Source organism: Desulfolutivibrio sulfodismutans DSM 3696 (assembly GCF_013376455.1).
Classification (GTDB): Bacteria; Desulfobacterota; Desulfovibrionia; order Desulfovibrionales; family Desulfovibrionaceae; genus Desulfolutivibrio; species Desulfolutivibrio sulfodismutans.
In genome coordinates this window covers 2,368,714-2,387,760 of the sequence record NZ_CP045504.1, presented here as the reverse complement: position 1 = coordinate 2,387,760, position 19,047 = coordinate 2,368,714, and the positions used below count along the sequence as shown (strand labels likewise).

Here is a 19,047-nt window from a genome sequence, read left to right as displayed (position 1 = left end):
GTTGCCGCGTGTTCCGTGTCGCCGGTGGACGTGGCGGTTGCCCATATTTCGGATATCTTGGGCACACACGCAGAACACGACGCCGTATCCGCCGCTGCGACTATCTATACGACTTCCCGGGGCCTGTCCAGATTGTCGGGCCGGTGCTGGCTTTTGCCCGACCAGCCCGGGCGATTCCGCATGGGGCGGTTCCTTCCCGGGATGGGTCGGCGAGGCGGGGGTGACGGGCGGGGGTGGACCTTCCGCGTCCGGTTCCTTATGCTGGAGCGGTGTCCGGGCCCTGCCCCGGGGCGGGCGGGATATCCCGAGAAGTCGGCCAGGGTGCGGGCAGGCGGCCCCGTTTTCCCAACCCCCGGATCCTGTCCGCGAAGGAACAACGAAAGCCATGACCCCCACTTTGTCCGGCCTTGAAATCCTGGGCTTTGAGAAGCGTTCGGCCTGCGCCCTGCCGCTGTATCTGGCCTCGGTTCCGGCCGGGTTTCCCTCGCCGGCCGAGGATTACATCGACAAGAAGCTCGACCTCAACGAGCACCTCGTCAAGCATCCGGCGGCCACCTTTTTCGTGCGCGTCCACGGCCATTCCATGACCGACGCGGGCATCTCCCCGGGCGACATCCTGGTGGTGGACCGGGCCGTTGCGGCCGCAAGCGGCAACATCGTCATCGCCGCCCTGGACGGCGAGCTCACGGTCAAACGCCTGAAGGCGTCCCAGGGCCGCCTGTTGCTCGTGCCGGAAAACACCGACTTCGCCCCCACGGAGGTCGCCCCGGAGCAGAGCTTCGAGATCTGGGGCGTGGTCACCTACATCATCCACAAGGCCGTGTCCCGTCCGTAACCCCGTCTGTCCCCAAAGGCCCCCATGCCCACCTTCGCCCTGGTCGACTGCAACGCCTTCTACGTCTCCTGCGAGCGGGTCTTCAGCCCGGCCCTGGCCGACCGGCCGGTGGTGGTGCTTTCCAACAACGACGGCTGCATCGTGGCCCGTTCGGCCGAGGCCAAGGCCCTGGGCATCGGCATGGGCCAGCCCGCCTACCAATGCGCGGAGCTTTTGAAACGCCACGAGGTGGCGGTTTTTTCCTCCAACTACGCCCTCTACGGCGACATGTCCGCCCGGGTCATGGACACCCTGGCCCGGTTCGCCCCGGCCATGGAGGTCTATTCTATCGACGAGGCCTTCCTGGACCTGACCGGCCTGCCGGAGGCCGTGGCCCTGGCCCGGGGCATGCGGGACACGGTGCGGCGTTTTACGGGCATCCCGGTGTCCGTGGGGCTTGGTCCCACCAAGACCCTGGCCAAGGTCGCCAACCGGCTGGCCAAAAAAGACCCGGCCCTGGGCGGCGTTTTGGACCTGTGCGGCCATGCCGACCTGGAGCGGGTTCTTCGGGGCGTAGACGTGGAGGAGGTGTGGGGGATCGGGCGTCGCCATGGGGCCTGGCTGCGCGGCCTGGGGGTGCGTTCGGCCCTGGACTTTTCCCGGCTGCCCCGGGAGCTGGTGCGCCGCAGGATGACCGTGATCGGCCTGCAGACCCTGCTTGAGCTTCAGGGGGTGTCCTGCCTGGACCTGGACGCGGCCCCGGCCCCGCCCAGGTCCGTGGTGGCCTCGCGGTCCTTCGGCCGCCCGGTGACGGATGCCGGGGAGATGCGCGAGGCCGTGGCCTTCCATGCCGCCCGGGCCGCCGAGCGGCTGCGGGGCAAAGGGTGCGTGGCCGGGAATATCCTGGTCTTCGTGCAGACCAACCGGTTTGTCGCCGGGGAGCCCCAGTACGCCGTGTCCGACACGGCGGCCTTTGCCGTGCCCACGGCCGCCACCCCGGAGATCATCCGGCTGGGGCAGGCGGTCCTGGGCCGCATCTTCCGGCCGGGCTTCCGCTACAAGAAAACCGGGGTCATGCTTTTTGGCCTCGAACCGGCCGCAAACTGTCGCGGCAGCCTCCTGGAGAACCCCCGGGAGACGGCCCGCGCCCGGGCGCTCATGTGCGTCGTGGACGGCATCAACGCCCGGCATGGCCGCGACGCCCTGACCTTTGCGGCCAGCGGCCTCGCCCGGCCCTGGCGCATGAAGCAGGGCCGCCGGTCGCCGCGCTACACCACGGTCTGGGACGAGATCCCCGTGGTGCGCGCGGACTGACGGCCCGGGCATCCGTTTCCTTACAGCCGCGACATGGCCGTATAGCCCCGCCTGCCGCCTCCCCTGGCCCACAGCACCGCGCCCAGAAGGAGCATGGCGAAGAGCAGGTGGGTCCAGTCCACCACCAGCACCGTCCATTCCCCCAGGTAGACCCCGGACAGGTTTTTCATCATGCGCACCGCGCCGGTCGCGATCAGCGCCGCATACAGCACCGCCCGGACGAGGCCCGAGGCGGTCAGGGGATGGTCGCGCCGCCAGGCCAGGACATAGATGGCGGCGAAGCGGAAGGCGAAATACAGGAACACGGCCGCCAGGGCGTAATGCAGCATGTGCGTGAACACAAAATTGCCCAGCCAGGCGAAGCCCGGGATGTCGGCGATATAGTAGCGGCTGAAGATGGGCATCTGGGCCACGCCGGTCAGCCCCAGCCCGAAGACCGTCACCGCGAAGGCCTTTTTTTCCCAGGCGGCGATGGGGGAACTAGCCATGTTTGTGCTCCTTTCCGTCCGAATTGCGTTTGGCGACGCGCAACACCGCCCCGGCCACGGCCGCGAGGGGGGCCACCACGGCGGCGGCCGCCAGCGACGTCTCAAAGGACATGGCGTCGGTCACGGGGGCAAGGGTGGGGCGGCCGGGGCCCGGGGGCGAGGCGGCCTGGATGAGCTCGAAGGGCACGGGGGAGACGTAGATGGTGCCGGTTCCGCCGTTTTCCGTCTCACCGTAGATGAAGCCGCCTATGGATTTGGCCAGGGCGTGGGCCTTTTCCACGATCTCCTGCCGGGGCCCGATGCTCTGGACCTCGTTGGGGCAGGCCTCGATGCAGGCCGGAAGGCCGCCTGCGGCCATGCGGTCGTAGCAGCGGTCGCACTTGTACATGACCCCGTTCCCGGCCAGGGATGGCAGAAGGTCCAGGTAGAGCCCGACCCCGGTCTGGCGCTGGGGGACCGACCAGGGGCAGACGGTCTTGCACTTGGCCCCGCCCAGGCAGATGTCCGTGTTGATGCGCACGGAGCCGTTTTGGGCCTTGCTGGCCGCGCCCCAGGGACACAGGTTGGCGCAGGGGGGCTTTATGCAGTGCATGCAGCGCCTGGGCATGTGGATGTCCTGGGCCTTTCCCTGGTAGTCCACGCTGGCCGACTGGATGAATAGCCAGTTGTACGGGGTCAGGCGGTCGTCCACGTCGCGCTTGTCCGACCAGTCCTCCACCTTGACCCGGCCCGGATACATGGTCGGGTAGGGTTTTTTCGGCTCGGGATAGCGGTCGGCGTTGGCCTCGCGGCAGGCCTGGACGCAGGCCCCGCAGCCGATACACTTGGAGAGGTCGAACAGGGTGGCCAAAACCGTCCCCTGGGCGACCGGTTTTTCAGCGGCCATCCCCGGCACGGCGGCGGAGGCCGTGGCTGCGGCGGCCAGTCCGAGGGTTTTCAAGAAGGCGCGTCGTTTCACGTCGGTTTCCTTATGCGGTTTGAGGATGCGTCCTCACGGGGCCTTGGCGGCGTCCCGGCGAGACAGGAAGGGGGAGAGCCGTCAGCACCCCGATCCGAAGTGCTGGCTGGTGAGTTGGAAATGGCCCGTCACGTCCAGGCCGATGTCCACCCGGCCGATGTCCCGGGACACCAGGGCGTCGATGCACAGCCGGAAGCGGCCGTGGGGGACCGTGAGGTCGGTATGGGCCGGTTCATCCAGAACCAGGCCGAGCTTGGGGCCGAATCAGCCGGGGGTGGCGATGACCCGGACATGGCGGGTCTCGTCGCCGGGAAAAAGGCTTTCCAGTTCCTTTACGGCGCGTGGGCTGATGCGTATGGGGCCGTCGCCCGCTTCCCGGGCGTCGCAAAACTGCGGGGCGTGGCCGGGGGCCTGGTTTTCGTGCGGTCTGGACATGGGCAATCCCCTGTGCATAAAAGAATAAGGTCCGGATGTGTGCTGGCCACCCCTTCCTATCCCCATAGGCGGGAAAGGCATTGACCGGGATCAACGTGAGAGGGCATTTTACGACCATGACGGATGCATCGCTGCTTTTGACCCTCAAGTCCCTGGATTTTTTCCGGGAGCTGCCGTCCGAACAGCTCACGGCCCTGGCCACGGGGGCCGTGGCCAAAACCTATGCCGCGAAAACCCGGGTGGCCTCGGAGCGCGACGCCGTACGCGGGTTTTTCCTGGTGCTCACGGGCCGGGTGAAGCTTTTCAAACTGGGGGACGACGGCAAGGAACAGACGCTGTACGTGTTTGGGCCCGGGGAGCCCTTCTGCCTGGGGGCGCTTTTCGGGGAGGCGCTTTTTCCGGCCCACGCCGAGACCCTCACCCGCAGCCGCCTGGTGTTTTTTTCCGGACAGGTGTTGGAAGATATGGCCCGGCGCGATCCGTCCATCCTGTTCCATTTTTTGCGGGTGGTGTCGGAGCGGCTCAAGGAGGCCATGGAGATGATCGAATCCCTGTCGCTTAGGGGCCTGCCCGGGCGCATCGCCGGTTTTTTGCTGCATGCCCGGGAAGAGCACCGGGACGGGCGGCGTCTGGTGGCCCTGGGGATCAGCCAGCGGGAGTTGGCCAAGATCGTGGGGGCCACGCCCGAGGCCGTGTCCCGGGTTTTGGGGCGTTTGTCCCGGCAGGGGGTGGTGCGGTCAACCGGCCGGGAGATCGAGATACTGGATCGCGAGGGCCTGGCGGCCGTGGCCGGCAGGTGAGATAACGCGGCGGGATGTATGAACGTATGGCGACGATCATCCGTAGACATTGCCATACGATGTATACCGTGTCGTATTTGAAACCATGGAGGGGTTGATGATGAAATGGCGCCGTGAAGCGGTATGCGTTTTTGTGGCCATGTGTCTTTTCCCGACGCTTCTGTTGGCCAGCCCGACAACACCGGAGCAGGCCAGGCAGATGGTGACCGGATGGCTGACGCTTGACCACAGCCCGTTGCGCACGGACATGGGAAAGACGGCCATGTCCGTGTCGCGCTATGACGGCGCGGACGGTCAGGCCGCCTATTACATCGTTTATACCAATCCCAAAGGATTCGTCATCGTCCCGGCGGACGACGAGGTGGAGCCGATCATCGGTTTCTCCCCGGACGGGGCGTATGATCCTTCTCCCAAAAATCCCCTTGGGGCGTTGGTGTCCCAGGACGTTCCCGGGCGCGTGGCCTTCGTGCGCCAGGAAGCGACGAAAAATCAGGAAGCCAGCACGTCCGGGGCCACGGCCCAGGGAAAATGGGCCAGGTTTCTGGGCGCCGCAACCACGGAAGGCGCGGCGAAAGGCGGTGTCCCCACCATCTCCGACGTCTGGGTGGAGCCGCTGCTGGAAAGCACCTGGAGTCAAAGCACGGCTGGCGGGGTGAACACTTACAACATCTACACCCCGAACAACTATGTCTGCGGCTGCGTAGCCACGGCCATGGCCCAACTCATGCGGTTTCACCAGCACCCCGCCACCGGGGTTGGAACGGATTCTTATACAATTTACATCGATTCCGTCGAGACCACGCGGGCGCTTCGCGGCGGAGACGGCAGCGGCGGGGACTATTCCTGGTCGGACATGGTGCTGTCCCCGGACGCCTCGACCACCACGGCCCAGCGCCAGGCCATCGGGGCCCTGACCGCCGACGCGGGCGTGTCCGTGAACATGGACTACACTTCCGGAAGTTCAGGGACGGACACGCTGAAAGCCGCGAACGCGCTCAGGAACACGTTCTCCTACAGTAATGCCATGGCAGGATATAATTCCGGTTCCAACCTGCCGACAACCAACCGCAACGCCATGTCCAATCCCAACCTGGACGCCGGATATCCGGTGCTTTTCGGCATCACCGGCGACGGGGGGCATGCCATCGTCGGCGACGGCTATGGCTATGATTCCTCCACGTTATACCATCACCTGAATATGGGATGGGCCGGAAGCGACGATCTCTGGTACAATCTGCCGACCATCGACACCACGTATTACAACTTCAATTCCGTCTACAAGTGCATCTACAATGTCTATGTCACGGGAACCGGCGAAATCATCAGCGGCCGGGTCACGAATGCTTCGGGTACGCCCATTGCCGGGGCCACGGTCACCGCCACCCGCACCGGCGGCGGAACATACACCGGCACCACCGACGCCAAGGGCATCTACGCCCTGAGCAAGGTTCCGTCCGCCTCGACCTACACCATCAATGTCGCCAAAGCCGGATACACGTTTACCTCCCAGCAGGCGACCACGGCCACGTCCACCAACTACAGCATCACCACCGGCAACGTCTGGGGCGTGGATTTCACGGGAACCAGCAGCGGTTCGGGGGACAATGCCGGATCGAATCTGCTGCTTCTGTCCGAGTAACGCGAAGCGGGGAGACGGCGGACGGCTGGCGGAGCCCAGGTCGGGAGGTCATGGAGATGATCGAATCCCTGTCGCTTAGGGGCCTGCCCGGGCGCATCGCCGGTTTTTTGCTGCATGCCCGGGAAGAGCACCGGGATGGGCGGCGCCTGGTGGCCCTGGGGATCAGCCAGCGGGAGTTGGCCAAGATCGTGGGGGCCACGCCCGAGGCCGTTTCCCGGGTTTTGGGGCGTTTGTCCCGACAGGGGGTGGTGCGGTCAACCGGCCGGGAGGTCGAGATACTGGATCGTGAGGGCCTGGCGGCCGTGGCCGGCCGGGGAGGGGATGCGGCGGGGTGAAGTCGCAGGGGGTATGGAAACGTGCCGCAGCATTCTGCCAGATTTACGCAAAATGAGAAGATTAAGGAGGGGGTGGCAAGAAATTCAGATGGATGAATGCCTATGCACTCACCTGCGGCCGCGCATTTTTCACCACATCCATTGACAGATGTGGCCTGTTGAAATATTTGATATTCTCTTCTTGATAGTCGTCAAATAATCATCTGTTTTTTAGTGGATTTTTTTGTTGTCCGGCAATGGGTTTGCCTGGCGAGGGGCCTGTAGGCGTTCTTGTCAGGGGTTCGTTGTGGGCCGTCTTGCGTTTTTCACAACGCTGTCCGGTGATGCTGTTTTGCAAAGGGCATGCAAATACAGCGGAGGAGGCGTTTGAAAGTATGGCAAGATTCTCTGTTGATATTTCCATATGTTGCATGGAGTGGCGTATTTAAAACCATGGAGGGGTTAACGATGAAGAGAGGCCGTGGAGCGGTATGTTTTTTTGTGGCGCTGTGTCTTTTTCCAGCGCTTCTGCTGGCCAGCCCGACAACCCCGGAGCAGGCCAGCCAGGTGGTGGCCGGATGGTTGTCTCTCGAAGCCGGGCCCATGAAAACGGATATGGGAAAGACGGCCATGTCCGTGTCGCGCTATGATGGCCCGGACGGGCAGGCTGCCTATTACATCGTCTCTACCAATCCCAAAGGGTTCGTCATCGTCCCGGCGGACGACGAGGTGGAGCCGATCATCGGTTTCTCCCCGGACGGGGTGTACGACCCGTCGCCGAAAACTCCCCTCGGTGCCCTGGTGTCGCAGGACGTTCCCGGGCGCGTGGCCTTCGTGCGCCAGGAGGAGTTGAAAAAACAGGAAGCACTCACAGCCGGGGTCGCGGCCAAGGCTCGTTGGGACACGCTTTCCCGGGCCGCCTCCCAGAAAAACGCTGTCGAGACCGGCACGGCCAGCATCTCCGATGTCTGGGTGGCCCCCCTCGTGCAAAGCACCTGGGACCAGGACACCGCAGGCGGCGTGAACACCTACAACATCTACACCCCGAACAACTATGTCTGCGGCTGCGTGGCCACGGCCATGGCCCAGCTCATGCGGTTTCACCAGCATCCCACGACAGGGGTCGGCACGGCCTCGTTTGACATCTCCGTCTGCGGCAGCGCCGCCACCCGGGCCTTGCGTGGCGGCAACGGCAGCGGCGGGGCCTATTCCTGGTCGGATATGGTGCTGTCCCCCGGCGCCTCCACCACCACGGCCCAGCGCCAGGCCATCGGCGCCCTGACCGCCGACGCGGGGGTGTCCGTGAACATGGACTATTGTTCCGACGCATCTGGAACAGACACGCTGTATGCCGCCAGCGCCTTCAGGAACACCTTCGGCTACAGTAACGCCATGAGGGGCCTCAATAACTATAGCAACCTGCCGACCGCCAATCGCAACGCCATGGTCAATCCCAACCTGGACGCCGGGTATCCGGTGCTTTTCGGCATAACGGGGGACGGGGGCCATGCCATTGTCGGCGACGGCTACGGGTATGATTCCTCGACCATGTACCATCATTTGAACATGGGATGGTCGGGCAGCAACAATTTGTGGTACAATCTGCCGACCATCGACACCACGTATTACAACTTCAATTCCGTCTACAAGTGCGTCTACAATGTCTACAAGACCGGAACCGGCGAAATCATCAGCGGCCGGGTCACGAATTCCACGGGCACGCCCATTGCCGGGGCGACAGTCACCGCCACTCGTTCCGGCGGCGGAACCTACACCGACACCACCGACGCCAAGGGCATCTACGCCCTGAGCAAAGTTCCGTCGGCCTCCAACTACACCATAAGCGTGTCCAAGGCCGGATACACCTTCACCTCCAAGTCGGCGACCACGGGCACATCAACCAACGACACCATCACCACCGGCAACGTCTGGGGCGTAAATTTCACTGGGAGCGGCAGCGGTTCGGGCGGCGGCGTAAATCTCATGCCCCTGGACATCCCTACGGTCGTTGGCGGCGGTTCGAGCGGCGGATTCAACGAGCAGTTCACCGGCACTCTGGGCAACTGGACGCAGTATAACGGCCCGTGGAGCATTTCCTCGGGAGCGGCTACGGTTTCTTCTCCTGTCATGAACAAGTTCAACCTTCTTCAATATACAAGTGTCAACTTCCAGAATTTTGACTATTCTGTGAGAATGAAAAGAAGTGTCGTGGATGAATGGGCCAATGTTATATTATTAAGGGCCACGCCGACGCCACTTGATGAGGATGGGTTGTTTAATTCTGGATATTATTTTGGATTTACGACTGATGGGTATTTCAATGTTTCCAGAATGGACAATGGATCATGGAATTCTTATACTGGTTGGCTGACATCAGCTGCCATAAAAGGAAACGACTGGAATGTGCTTCGCGTCACCGCATCAGGTTCTAGTTTGAAATTTTACATGAACGAAACATTGCTTTATTCGGTGACGGATTCGACGTACAGTACTGGAAAGGTTGGTTTTGGTTTTTATGCGGGTGCTGCTGGTACGTTCATGGCGGATTACGCCACGTTGTCCCCCTTGGATGCCGTAAAGGGGGATGTGTCGACAGCATCTCCGACGATCTATCAGGGCGGAAGTTCCACGGGCCGCCAATAGACGACTTCTGGTCATACGACGTAAAATGCCCCGGGGGCGGCTGTTCCCCGGGGCATTTGCGTCCACCATGCGGGGGAAATTAAATGCTTATGTCCCGGCGCAGTCTTTTTTCCAACTCCACGATGCAGAAAATCACCACAGACGCCGCCGCGATTTTACCCCATGCCCCAAGGCCGATGGGGGCGCTGCCGAACAGCGCGTTCATGACCGGCGCGTAGGTGTAGAGCAGTTGCAGGGCCGCCATGAGCCCCACCCCGCCGATCACGTAGGGATTGCTGAAAAAGCCGATGGCGAAGGGTGAACGGAAAAACGATCTGGCGTTAAAGAGGTAGACCGCCTCGGCCATGACGAACACGTTGACGGCCACGGTGCGCGCCGACTCGGGGCTCGATCCCAGGGCCAGCTCCCATTCGAACAGCCCGAAGGAGGCCACCAGGAGCGCCACCCCCACCAACAGGATGCGCCCGGCCAGATAGGCCCCCAGGATAGGCCTGTCCGGGGCGCGCGGCGGGCGATCCATGATTCCGGGCTCCCTGGGCTCGAAGGCCAGCATGAGCCCCAGGCTTCCGGCCGTGGTCATGTTGATCCACAGGATCTGCACCGGCAGGATGGGCAGGGCCGTGCCGAAGACGAAGGCGGCCAGGATCACCAGCCCCTCGCCCAGGTTGGTGGGCAGGGTCCAGACGATGAACTTGATCAGGTTGTCGAAGACCCCCCGGCCTTCCTCCACGGCGGCGGCGATGGTGGCGAAGTTGTCGTCGGTGAGCACCATGTCCGCCGCCTCTTTGGCCGCGTCCGTGCCGGAGCGGCCCATGGCCACGCCGATGTCGGCCTGTTTGAGGGCCGGGGCGTCGTTGACGCCGTCGCCGGTCATGGCCGCCACCTCGCCCCGGGCCTGGAGGGCCATGACCAGACGCAGTTTTTGTTCCGGCGACACCCGGGCGAAGACCGAGGTCTCCTGCACACGCCCAATCAGCTCCTCGTCGCCGATGGCCGCCAGTTGCGCCCCGGTGAGGGCCTTGCAGGCCGGATCGTCCCGGCACACGTCAACGCCCAGCCCCAGCATGTTGCCCACGGCCACGGCGGTCACGGCATGGTCGCCGGTGATCATCTTCACCCGCACCCCGGCCTTCCGGAAGGCGGCCACGGCGGCGACGGCCTCGGGCCGGGGCGGATCGAGCATGCCCTGGAATCCCAAAAATACCCCCCCCGAGGCCACATCCCCATGTCCGACCTGGCGGCCGTCCCCGGGCATGGCCTTTTCGGCCAGGGCCAGGACGCGCAGCCCCTTGGCGGCCATGGCGTCCACCACCCGCAGCATGGCCTCCCGGTCCAGGGGGCCGGGGGCGCCGTCCGGACCCAGGACCGTGTCGCAGCGGGCCAGAATTTGTTCGGCCGATCCTTTGAGGAAGGCCGCGCGGGCCTCGTCGACCTGGTGCAGGGTGGCCATGTACTGGTGCTCGGACTCAAACGGCAGGGTGTCCAGGCGCAAATATCCGGCCCGGGCCGCGTCGGCCCAAAACCCCCCCTTGGCGGCGGCCACGACAAGCGCCGCCTCGGTGGGATCGCCCTGGATGGCGGGACGGTCGCCGCCGGATTCCACGGTCGCGTCGTTGCACAACAGTCCGGCCAACAGGCACCGGGACAGGGCGCGGTTGTCCGGCCCGGCGTTTTGGGGAACGATGTCCCCGGCCAGGGAATAGCCTGCGCCGGTGACCTCGGCGTAGTGTTCTCCGGCGAAGATTTCGCGCACGGTCATCTGGTTTTCGGTCAGGGTGCCGGTCTTGTCCGAGCACACCACCGTGACCCCGCCCAGGGTCTCCACGGCCGGGAGCCTGCGGATGACCGCCTTGCGAGCGGCCATGCGCGACACGCCCACGGCCAGGATGATGGTCATGGCGGCCGGGAGCCCCTCGGGGATGGCCCCCACGGCCAGGGCCACGGCGGCCATGAACATGTGCGAGGCGGGTTCGCCGCGCAGGATGCCGATGAAAAAGGTCACGGCGGCCAGGGCCAGGATGACCACCAACAGCAGGTGGCTGAATTTTGCGATTTTGCGGGTCAGGGGGGTTTCCAGTTCGTCGGCGGCCTCCACGAGACCGGCGATGCGCCCCAGCTCCGTGCTGCCGCCGGTGGCCGTGACCACGCCCAGGCCCTGGCCGTAGGCCACCAGGGTTCCGGCATAGGCCATGCCCGTGCGCTCGGCCAGAACCGCGCTGCGGGCCACGGCGGCCGGGCTTTTCTCCACGGGCAGGGACTCGCCGGTCAGGGATGACTCGTCCACCCGCAGTTCCCGGGACCAGACGATGCGCACGTCGGCGGGCGCCTTGTCGCCCGAGCGCAGGATGATCACGTCCCCGGGCACAAGCTGCGCCGCGTCCACCCGGGAGGTCTTGCCGCCGCGCACCAGGGTGGCCTCGGCCTTCATGGTGGCGGACAGGGCGGCCAGCGCCTTGACGGCCTTGGCCTCCTGCACGTAGCCCACCACGGCGTTGACCAGCACCACGCCGCAGATGACCCAGGCGTCCACCCATTCGCCGAGTACGGCGGTGACGACGGCGGCCACGATGAGGATGTAGACCAGGGGTTGGTGGAACTGGAGCAGGAGGCGTTCCAGGGCGGTCTTGCCGGGCCTGCCGGTCAGGACGTTGGCCCCGAATTCGGCCAGACGGCGTTTGGCCTCCAGGATGTCCAGGCCGGTGTCCGGGTCCGTGCCGAGCAGGTCCATGACCTCTTCGGGGGACAGGTGATGCCAGTGCTTGTCGAGCAGGGAGTCCATGCGTACCTCACCGTCTGTCCGGCGCGTCGTCGAGGGGACGCGCGCTTTGCGTAAAACGCGGCGGCGCTTTCGGCAGGACGCCTTGCAACGTGATGCCTGTGTCGCCTGCGCCCGGGGTCATGCCGGGCGATCCCCTGACGGCGCGGCAGCCATCACCCGGGATCGTACCGGGCCCTCCACGAGCTGGTAGGCCGTCGGCCGGATGCGGATGATCCGGGCCTCGGGCCGGGTGAGGATGCCGCCGAGATGCCCGTGGCGTTCGGCCAGCAGGCGTTTGGCGGCGTCATCCTCCGCCGGATCGGGGAAGGGGGTGTGTCGACCGGTCACGGTCACGGCGGTCAGGGACTCGCGGCCCAGGGCCGGGAGCAACTCCCGGTTGTCCACAAGCAGGCTCACCTCGGGATTGCCTAGGACGTTTCTCCATTTGCGGGTGTCCGGCAGGGTGGCCATGCAGATGTGGCCGTCCGGAGTCATGACGTAGGCCATCAGCGAGCAATGGGGCGCGGCGGCGTCTGCCGTGGCCAGGACGCCCAGGTCGCGCGAGGCCAGAAAGGCCAGGATCGTGTCCAGCATGGAGGCTCCTTGCATGTGGGGGAGAGGATTGCAGTGCTGGCTTGGGATTGGAAGCCATGATATCAGGAGTGCCTGGTGGTGTGAACCTTTTTCGGTTCCTTGCGGATCGGCGGTTCCGGTCCAAGGGCGTCTCTCAAAGGTGGAAGAACATGGAGCAGGGCAGCAACAGGGAAAGGATGACGCCCTCCGGGCAGCTTGCGGGCGGGACGAGCGGGCGTACCGCCCCGTCGCTTTCCCGGCGCAGCCTGGCCATGGCGGCGGCCTGCGCCCCGGCCGGGCTGGTCGTCGGGGCCTTTGCCGACAGCCTGGCGTCTCCGGGCCCGGCGCAGACCATGTGGATTTACGGCGCGGCCGCAGCCTTTGCCACGGGATATGTGGTGTGGCGCAGCATGGTCGCCGCCCGGCCCGGCCTTTTTCGCGGGGCCGTGGCCGGGGCGGCGGTGGGCGTTGCGGCCCCGGCCGTGTGTTCGGTCTTCATCTCGGCGGTGGAGGGGGTGCAGGGCATCCTGGCCGGGATGCCTGCCGGGCCGGGGCTGTTGTTCAAAAGCCTGGCCATCGCGGCGGGCATGGGCGCGTTCAGCCTTTTTTACGCCGGATGGGCGACGGTCCCCGCCGGGGCGCTCTTGGGGGCCGTGCTTGGCGCGCTCCAGAGGCGTTCGTCCCGCCTGGCCCCGGGGCCTACTCCCGGGGCGCGACCATGATCCGGTCGGCGTCTTTTTCCTGAAAATACAGGCGCAGCCCGTCGCTGGTGGCGCAGACCACGGGATTGTGCCTCGCCAGGCGCATGACCTGTCCGGCGGTGACGTTTTGCAGGACAAGCCGCGTGCCGGGGCGGATGCCCAGGGACTCGAAGGTCTGCCGGGCGTTTTCCCCGGCCAGGATCTCCGTGACCGTGAACTCCTCGCCCACGCCCACCCCGCAAAACTGGACCAGCCCGCTTGGGGTTTGCCCCAAAAGCTTGGAGGCCATGCCCTCGCCCAGGCGCACCCGGGACTTGCCGTCCGCCAGGGCGTTGTAGGCCATGGGCGGCAGGCGGCGCACGAAGGTGATGCGGTCGTTTTCCCGCAGCCCCAACGCCGCCATGGACTCGGCGACCCGGTCCTGGCCGATGATGCCCTCCACATGGCCGGTCTCGCCCGGGGAACATTCCAGAAGCGGCAGGCGGCGGTCATCGTCCAGGTGCACCACCATCTTGGCCGCCCAGGAACCGCTCAACACCGCCTCGCCCGCGGGGCCGCGCACCTTGACCGGCGAAACGCTCACGGCGTCGCCCAGGCGGGTGAGCGTGGTGCCCACGAACACTCCCAAACGGGCCATGCGTTCGCCGAAACCCCGGCCCACGACTTTATAAACGGCCATGGAAATCCCCAATGGGGCCTTGGTCAGGGGGGTCAACATGCCGCCTCCTCGGTGGAATGACTCGAAAGCTCCGCCCGTTTCGCGCCGGAAAGCGGACGCCCGGCGGCTGCGGCCGCATAGCCCAGGATGCCCACGGTGCTGACGTTATGCAAGAGCGCCGAAGCCAGGGGGGAAAGGCCCGATCCGGCCAGAAGCAGAATCAGCGAATTGAGCCCGATGGTGGAATAAAAGCAGCGCTTGACGATGGTGTTGGTGCGCATGGCCGCTTCCTTGGCCACGGGCAGGGCGAAGAGGCTCTCGCTCAAAAGCAGCACCTGGGCCGCCTCCCGGGCCAGATCCGCCCCTTTCGGCATGCAGATGCCCACATGCGCGGTCATAAGCGCGGGCGCGTCGTTGACCCCGTCGCCCACGTAGGCCAGGGTGCGGCCCGATTCCTTGAGCTTGGCCACCATGGCCGCCTTGTCCTCGGGCTTGAGTTCGAAATGGACCTCGTCGATCTGGGGCAGTTGCCGGGCCAGGGCGTTGGCCGTCTCCCGGTGATCGCCGGTCAAGACCACCACCCGGCTGATGCCTGCGGCCTTGAGCGCGTCAAGCACCGCCCCGGCCTCGGGCCGGGGGTCGTCGCGAAGCGCGATCAAGCCCACGAGGCTTCCCTCCCGGGCCACGTACAAAAGCGACTTACCCTGGCTGCGCAGGGCATGGGCCGTGTCGTCCATGTCCTGGCAAGGCACGCCCTCGTCCTCGGCGATGAAATGATGGCTGCCGACAAGCACGTTTTGGCCGTCGATGGCCGCCGACACGCCGTGGGCCACGATGAAGTCCACCCGGCTGATCGGCGGCAGGGGAAGATTCCTGGCCTTGGCCTCGCGCACCACGGCCCGGGCCACGGGATGGTCGTAATGCTCCTCGGCCCCGGCCGCCAGGCATAAAAGCTCCTCCGGGGTCAGGCCGTTTGCGGGGAACAGGTCCGTGACCGCGATGTCGCCCGTGGTCAGGGTGCCGGTCTTGTCAAAAACGATGGTGTCCACGTCGTAGAGGGCGTCCAGGGCGGAAGCGCCCTTTAAGAGCACCCCGGCCTTGCCTGCGGCGTACATGCCCGAGCGCACAGCCACGGGGCTGGCCAGCTTGACGGCGCAGGAGAAATCCACGGTAAGCACCGAGGCCGCCTGGTTCATGTCCCGGGAGGTCAAAAGCTTGATCCCGGCCAGGGACAGGGTCAGGGGAACCAGCTTGTCGGCCAGTTCGGAACTCTTGGTCTGGGTTTTGGACTTGCTGCGTAGCGACTGCTCGATGAACCGGCTGATGCGGGCCAGGGAGGTCTCGGAGCCCACCCGGTCCACGGCGATGAGCAGCCGCCCCTCCTCGACCACGGAACCGGAGATGACCTCGTCGCCGGGTTTTTTATGCACGGGCACGGACTCGCCGGAGATGGAGCTCTGGTTGACCGAGGCCTCGCCTTCGGACACCACCCCGTCGATGGGGACGAGCTCCCCGGCCCCGCAGACCACCACGTCGCCCACCTGGACCTTTGCGGCCGGAATCTCGCTCTCCACGCCGCCCCGCACCACCCACAGGGTCTCGGCCTGGGGGCGCAAAAGCCCTTTGAGCAGGGCCGTGGAGCGTTTTTCCGTGCTGTCTTCGAGGTAGCGGCCCAGGGCCAGAAGCGTGGTGATGGCCCCGGCCGTGAAATAATGGCCGCGCAATAGCGACAGGGCGATGGCCGCCCCGTCCAGCACCTCGACCTTGAGCCCCCGGGTGAGCAGGGCGTGGACCCCCTCGGCGATGGTCGGCAGTCCCAGGGCCCAGCCCACGGCGGCCCTGGCCGGATAAGTCAGGGTTCCGGCGGCCAGGGTCATGAGGGCCTTGGACCCCACGTCGCCCAGGGTCATGCGCGACTCGGCCGGACGTCCGCCGCGCCAGGCCTCGGCCGGGATGTCCCGCAGGCGTGCGGCCAGGCGGTCCCAGGTGTCGGCCCGGCCGTCATGGGCCACCACCAGGGCCCTGCCCCGGACATTGACCCGGGCCTCGTCCACCCCGGGCACGGCCTCCACCAGGGCCTGGAAATAGGCGCCGTCAAATCCGGGATCGTCAAAAATCGGGGAGGTGAACCGGACCCGGCGGGGCAGGACGTGGGCCGCCCGGAAGCGGCCCACGTCCGTCCCGACGGCAATGCGTTCGGGAGTTTTTGTCATGCGCGATGTCCCCGGCAATCGGTGCTGCGTTGGTACAGGCTCCAATGCCAGTAGGAAAAGCCCACAAGCGCCAGTCCGGAGGCCAGATGCACATTGCGCACCGCCTGTCCGGACTGGCCGCCCATGCGTTCCATGAAGCCCGTGGCCAGAAGCGTGCCCAGGGAGACGGCCATGCCGACCTTGGCCAGTTCACGCTTGGCGCGTATGTTTTCAGGTTTTGTCCGCATCGCCTTTCATGCTCATTTCGGCTTTCACATCGTGGATTTGTTCCTTGACCTCTTCGATGCCGCCCTGGACCGCCGTCCAGACGGTCACCACGCCCTTGACCAGGGCCCGCTGCACCTTCTGGTTGGTCAGGATGTAGGTCAGGCCCGCGCCGAGCAGGGCGCCCTTGATGTAGCCGGGATCGGAGACGGCGAACCAGCCCTGGGTGAGGGAGCCGGCAGCCGGATATCCTGTCGCTGTGGGATATCCGCCGTCAGGGGGATATTTCGGGGTATGGGACATGCGTGTACGCTCCTTTTATGCGGCTGCAACCGGCCGGAGACGACGGACGGCAGGCGGCTGGCCGCGTCAGACCATGCCTTGTGCGTCCGAAAACGCCGGATTGGCGTTTCCGGTCGCGGCGCTACGCCTTGGCCGGTTTTGCGGTCTCCGTTTTGGCGGCGGCCTTGGTTACGGTCTTGGCCGCGCTCTTGACGGCCGACTTGGCCTTTTCGGCGGCCAATCCGGCCACGCCGTCGTAGAGGTACTTGGCGCCCACGCCCACCACGGCCATGGCCGCCAGGCCCAGGATGTTCGAGCGGAAAAACGTTCCGGCCACGGCCCCGGCGGCGGTGGCCAGACCGCTGCCCAGGGCCTCTTTGAGGATGTGTCCGGCGGCGGCCTCGCGGGTCATGTCGCCGGATTTGACCTGGCGCAGATCCTTGGCGGCGGCCGCCGTGCCGCCGATGATGGCCCCGGCCGCGCCCATGGCGGTGATGGCGCCCACGGGCAGGGCGGTCTGACGCAGGGGATAGGTTTGTTCTTTCTGCTGGATATGCATGGCGAGGTTCCTTTTTTTGCGGGTTGGTTGCGGCGCGGCCCGAAGGCCCGCCGATGGTTGCGGGAATCCGGCTATTCGCCGCCCTTGGCCGCGCCGAAGACGGCCGAGAAGGTGTCGCCCAGGGCGGACTTCACGGCGCTGTTGGTGAGAAGAAACGTCACGGCCGCGCCCACCACGGCCCCTTTCCAGAAATGGGCCCCGGTGGAGGTCAAAAAGGCGGCGATCTTGGAAGGATCGGCCTTGCCCTGCATGATGTCGTTGCACAACTCGATCATCTGCCCGTAGCGGTATTCCAGGTGCTTGGGGTCTTCGCTGGGAGAACCGGCCGCGCCGGAGAACCCGCCGAAGCCGGGAAAGCCGAAAAAGCCGGGCTGGGCCTGCTGCTCCTGTTGCTCGTGTCCGCCATGGCCGTGGCAATGGCTCTTTTTGTCCTCGCCCTCTTCATGCTCGTGGGACGCGGCGGCCTCCGGCCCGGGGGCGTATTGCGCGCCCGGCTGGGGGGCATACTGCGGTCCCTGTGGGGCGGCATATTGCGGTCCCTGAGGGGTGGCGTACTGCTGGCCGTATTGCGCGCCCGGCTGGGCGGCGTACTGCGGTCCCTGGGGAGCGGCGTACTGTGCGCCGAACTGCGGCGCATACTGGGGGCCTTGGGGAGCGGCGTACTGCTGACCGTACTGGGGCGCATACTGCGGTCCCTGCGGAGCGGCGTACTGCGGTCCTTGGGGGGCGGCATACTGTGCGCCCTGCTGGGTGGCGTACTGCGGTCCTTGCGGCGCAGCGTACTGCGCCCCGGGGACGGCCTCGGGTTTGCCCGGGGCCTGCGGGGCCTCATGGTCGCCGCAGGAGCAGACATGCCCGACCGGCGCGATCGTCGCAGCCTGGGGTTTTGGAGCCTCGGGCTGGCCCGGGGCAGGCTGGAAATATCCCTTGGCGTAGCCGCTGGGGCCTTGGGCCGCATAGCCGCCGGGGCCCTGGGCGGCGTAACCCTGAGGGGCCTCGGGGGCAGGTGTGGCCGCCTTCTGGACAGGGCTCTGGGCCGGTTTTTGGCCCATGTACTGGTACTTGTTTTGGCCCTCGTCAGTCGTGGCGCCGGATTCGGCGCAGGGCTCGGCGACGGCCGCAGTCATGGTCTGGCCTTCCATCGGTGCTCCAAGCGGACCCATGGGGGCGGCTGGACTGCCGTAACCGGCATAACCGGCCTCGCCGCCGCCTTGCTCCGCCCCGGGGGCGTATCCGGCCTGGACGCCTGCGGGCATGGGCATGCCGGAGGCGGCGTAGGCCGGGACGAACCCTTCCTGATACGGTGTGTTTTCCATTCTCGATCTCCTCTACGCGTTGGGTGTCAGGCCGAAGGCCGCAGACAGCTCGTCCGCCAAGGCCGCCGCTTCCTGCGGATCGTCCTCGGTGAAAACGCCCTCCACGAGCCTGGGGTCAATGCGGTCCGGGTCGTATTCCAGGACCAGGGACCGGGCCAGAACGTTGAGCCGGGCGCGAAACGCGCCGTTGCCCTTGTCGGCCAGGGCCGCCAGGGCCATGGCCTTGGGGTGGGACCGGACGGCCGGGTCGAGTTTGAGCCGGATGCGTCCGGGCACATGATGCGCCACGGTGATGAACCGGCGCAGTTCCAACATCTCTTGGATATTCATGGCTGTGTGCGCTCCGCCGCCGCTTGGTCTACCGCCCTGGCCTGGCCT

Annotated in this window: 19 protein-coding genes; 7 read left to right on the top strand and 12 right to left on the bottom strand. The window is 65.9% G+C overall.

The annotated features are described in order from the left end of the window. The first annotated feature begins 385 nt into the window (after window positions 1-385). Both GD606_RS11205 and GD606_RS11200 read left to right on the top strand, forming a co-directional pair. Window positions 386-835, top strand: a complete 450-nt coding sequence (locus tag GD606_RS11205) for a LexA family protein (RefSeq protein WP_176629280.1) — start codon at window positions 386-388, stop codon at window positions 833-835. A 24-nt stretch (window positions 836-859) separates the two neighbouring features. Then, window positions 860-2,128: a Y-family DNA polymerase gene (locus GD606_RS11200; RefSeq protein ID WP_163303575.1), complete on the top strand. Its 1,269-nt coding sequence runs from the start codon at window positions 860-862 to the stop codon at window positions 2,126-2,128. Between the two features lie 20 nt (window positions 2,129-2,148). On the opposite strand, the gene GD606_RS11195 is transcribed toward GD606_RS11200, so the two are convergent. From GD606_RS11195 to GD606_RS11185, 3 genes are all read right to left on the bottom strand, one after another. Then, complete coding sequence (locus GD606_RS11195; RefSeq protein WP_163303576.1) at window positions 2,149-2,616, bottom strand: iron-sulfur cluster-binding protein; 468 nt, start codon at window positions 2,614-2,616, stop codon at window positions 2,149-2,151. Next, on the bottom strand, window positions 2,609-3,574 hold the full coding sequence (locus GD606_RS11190; protein WP_246298751.1) for a 4Fe-4S dicluster domain-containing protein: 966 nt from the start codon (window positions 3,572-3,574) through the stop codon (window positions 2,609-2,611). Before GD606_RS11190 ends, GD606_RS11195 begins: the two co-directional genes overlap by 8 nt. A 264-nt stretch (window positions 3,575-3,838) precedes the next feature. After that, complete coding sequence (locus GD606_RS11185; RefSeq protein ID WP_163303071.1) at window positions 3,839-4,009, bottom strand: hypothetical protein; 171 nt, start codon at window positions 4,007-4,009, stop codon at window positions 3,839-3,841. 116 nt (window positions 4,010-4,125) lie between these two features. Between GD606_RS11185 and GD606_RS11180 the strand changes: the two genes are divergently transcribed. From GD606_RS11180 to GD606_RS11165, 4 genes are all read left to right on the top strand, one after another. Then, window positions 4,126-4,809, top strand: coding sequence for a Crp/Fnr family transcriptional regulator (locus GD606_RS11180; protein ID WP_163303070.1), 684 nt, complete (start codon window positions 4,126-4,128; stop codon window positions 4,807-4,809). Between the two features lie 97 nt (window positions 4,810-4,906). Beyond that, window positions 4,907-6,448: a C10 family peptidase gene (locus GD606_RS11175; protein WP_163303069.1), complete on the top strand. Its 1,542-nt coding sequence runs from the start codon at window positions 4,907-4,909 to the stop codon at window positions 6,446-6,448. Window positions 6,449-6,498: 50 nt separating this feature from the next. Beyond that, window positions 6,499-6,783 carry a Crp/Fnr family transcriptional regulator gene (locus GD606_RS11170; RefSeq protein ID WP_163303068.1) on the top strand — a complete coding sequence of 95 codons (285 nt, stop codon included), beginning with the start codon at window positions 6,499-6,501 and terminating at the stop codon, window positions 6,781-6,783. A gap of 366 nt (window positions 6,784-7,149) precedes the next feature. Next, window positions 7,150-9,405, top strand: a complete 2,256-nt coding sequence (locus tag GD606_RS11165) for a C10 family peptidase (protein ID WP_163303067.1) — start codon at window positions 7,150-7,152, stop codon at window positions 9,403-9,405. Window positions 9,406-9,484: 79 nt separating this feature from the next. Here the strand turns inward: GD606_RS11165 and GD606_RS11160 are convergent, their stop codons facing one another. Both GD606_RS11160 and GD606_RS11155 read right to left on the bottom strand, forming a co-directional pair. Then, window positions 9,485-12,184 (bottom strand): cation-transporting P-type ATPase, encoded by a 2,700-nt coding sequence (locus GD606_RS11160; RefSeq protein WP_163303066.1) that lies wholly within the window; start codon window positions 12,182-12,184, stop codon window positions 9,485-9,487. A 117-nt stretch (window positions 12,185-12,301) separates the two neighbouring features. Then, window positions 12,302-12,757 carry a pyridoxamine 5'-phosphate oxidase family protein gene (locus tag GD606_RS11155; RefSeq protein ID WP_163303065.1) on the bottom strand — a complete coding sequence of 152 codons (456 nt, stop codon included), beginning with the start codon at window positions 12,755-12,757 and terminating at the stop codon, window positions 12,302-12,304. A gap of 149 nt (window positions 12,758-12,906) precedes the next feature. Between GD606_RS11155 and GD606_RS11150 the strand changes: the two genes are divergently transcribed. Beyond that, entirely contained in the window at window positions 12,907-13,458 is a 552-nt protein-coding gene (locus tag GD606_RS11150; protein ID WP_163303064.1) for a hypothetical protein, read from the top strand. Here the strand turns inward: GD606_RS11150 and GD606_RS11145 are convergent. From GD606_RS11145 to GD606_RS11115, 7 genes are all read right to left on the bottom strand, one after another. Continuing rightward, window positions 13,436-14,155, bottom strand: a complete 720-nt coding sequence (locus GD606_RS11145) for a FeoA domain-containing protein (RefSeq protein ID WP_163303063.1) — start codon at window positions 14,153-14,155, stop codon at window positions 13,436-13,438. The two genes, GD606_RS11150 and GD606_RS11145, sit on opposite strands and share 23 nt — an antisense overlap. After that, entirely contained in the window at window positions 14,149-16,308 is a 2,160-nt protein-coding gene (locus GD606_RS11140; RefSeq protein WP_163303062.1) for a heavy metal translocating P-type ATPase, read from the bottom strand. The genes GD606_RS11145 and GD606_RS11140 overlap by 7 nt, the downstream gene beginning before the upstream one ends. Next, the gene (locus GD606_RS11135) at window positions 16,305-16,535 is read right to left on the bottom strand and encodes a hypothetical protein (protein WP_163303061.1); all 231 of its coding nucleotides are present in this window, start codon (window positions 16,533-16,535) and stop codon (window positions 16,305-16,307) included. The genes GD606_RS11140 and GD606_RS11135 overlap by 4 nt, the downstream gene beginning before the upstream one ends. Further along, window positions 16,519-16,815 carry a YtxH domain-containing protein gene (locus GD606_RS11130; protein WP_176629279.1) on the bottom strand — a complete coding sequence of 99 codons (297 nt, stop codon included), beginning with the start codon at window positions 16,813-16,815 and terminating at the stop codon, window positions 16,519-16,521. The genes GD606_RS11135 and GD606_RS11130 overlap by 17 nt, the downstream gene beginning before the upstream one ends. Window positions 16,816-16,936: 121 nt before the next feature. Next, window positions 16,937-17,353: a magnetosome protein MamC family protein gene (locus GD606_RS11125; RefSeq protein WP_163303060.1), complete on the bottom strand. Its 417-nt coding sequence runs from the start codon at window positions 17,351-17,353 to the stop codon at window positions 16,937-16,939. Window positions 17,354-17,424: 71 nt separating this feature from the next. Next, window positions 17,425-18,669 (bottom strand): hypothetical protein, encoded by a 1,245-nt coding sequence (locus GD606_RS11120; protein WP_163303059.1) that lies wholly within the window; start codon window positions 18,667-18,669, stop codon window positions 17,425-17,427. Between the two features lie 12 nt (window positions 18,670-18,681). After that, window positions 18,682-18,999: a heavy-metal-associated domain-containing protein gene (locus tag GD606_RS11115; RefSeq protein ID WP_163303058.1), complete on the bottom strand. Its 318-nt coding sequence runs from the start codon at window positions 18,997-18,999 to the stop codon at window positions 18,682-18,684. Between the last annotated feature and the right edge of the window lie 48 nt (window positions 19,000-19,047).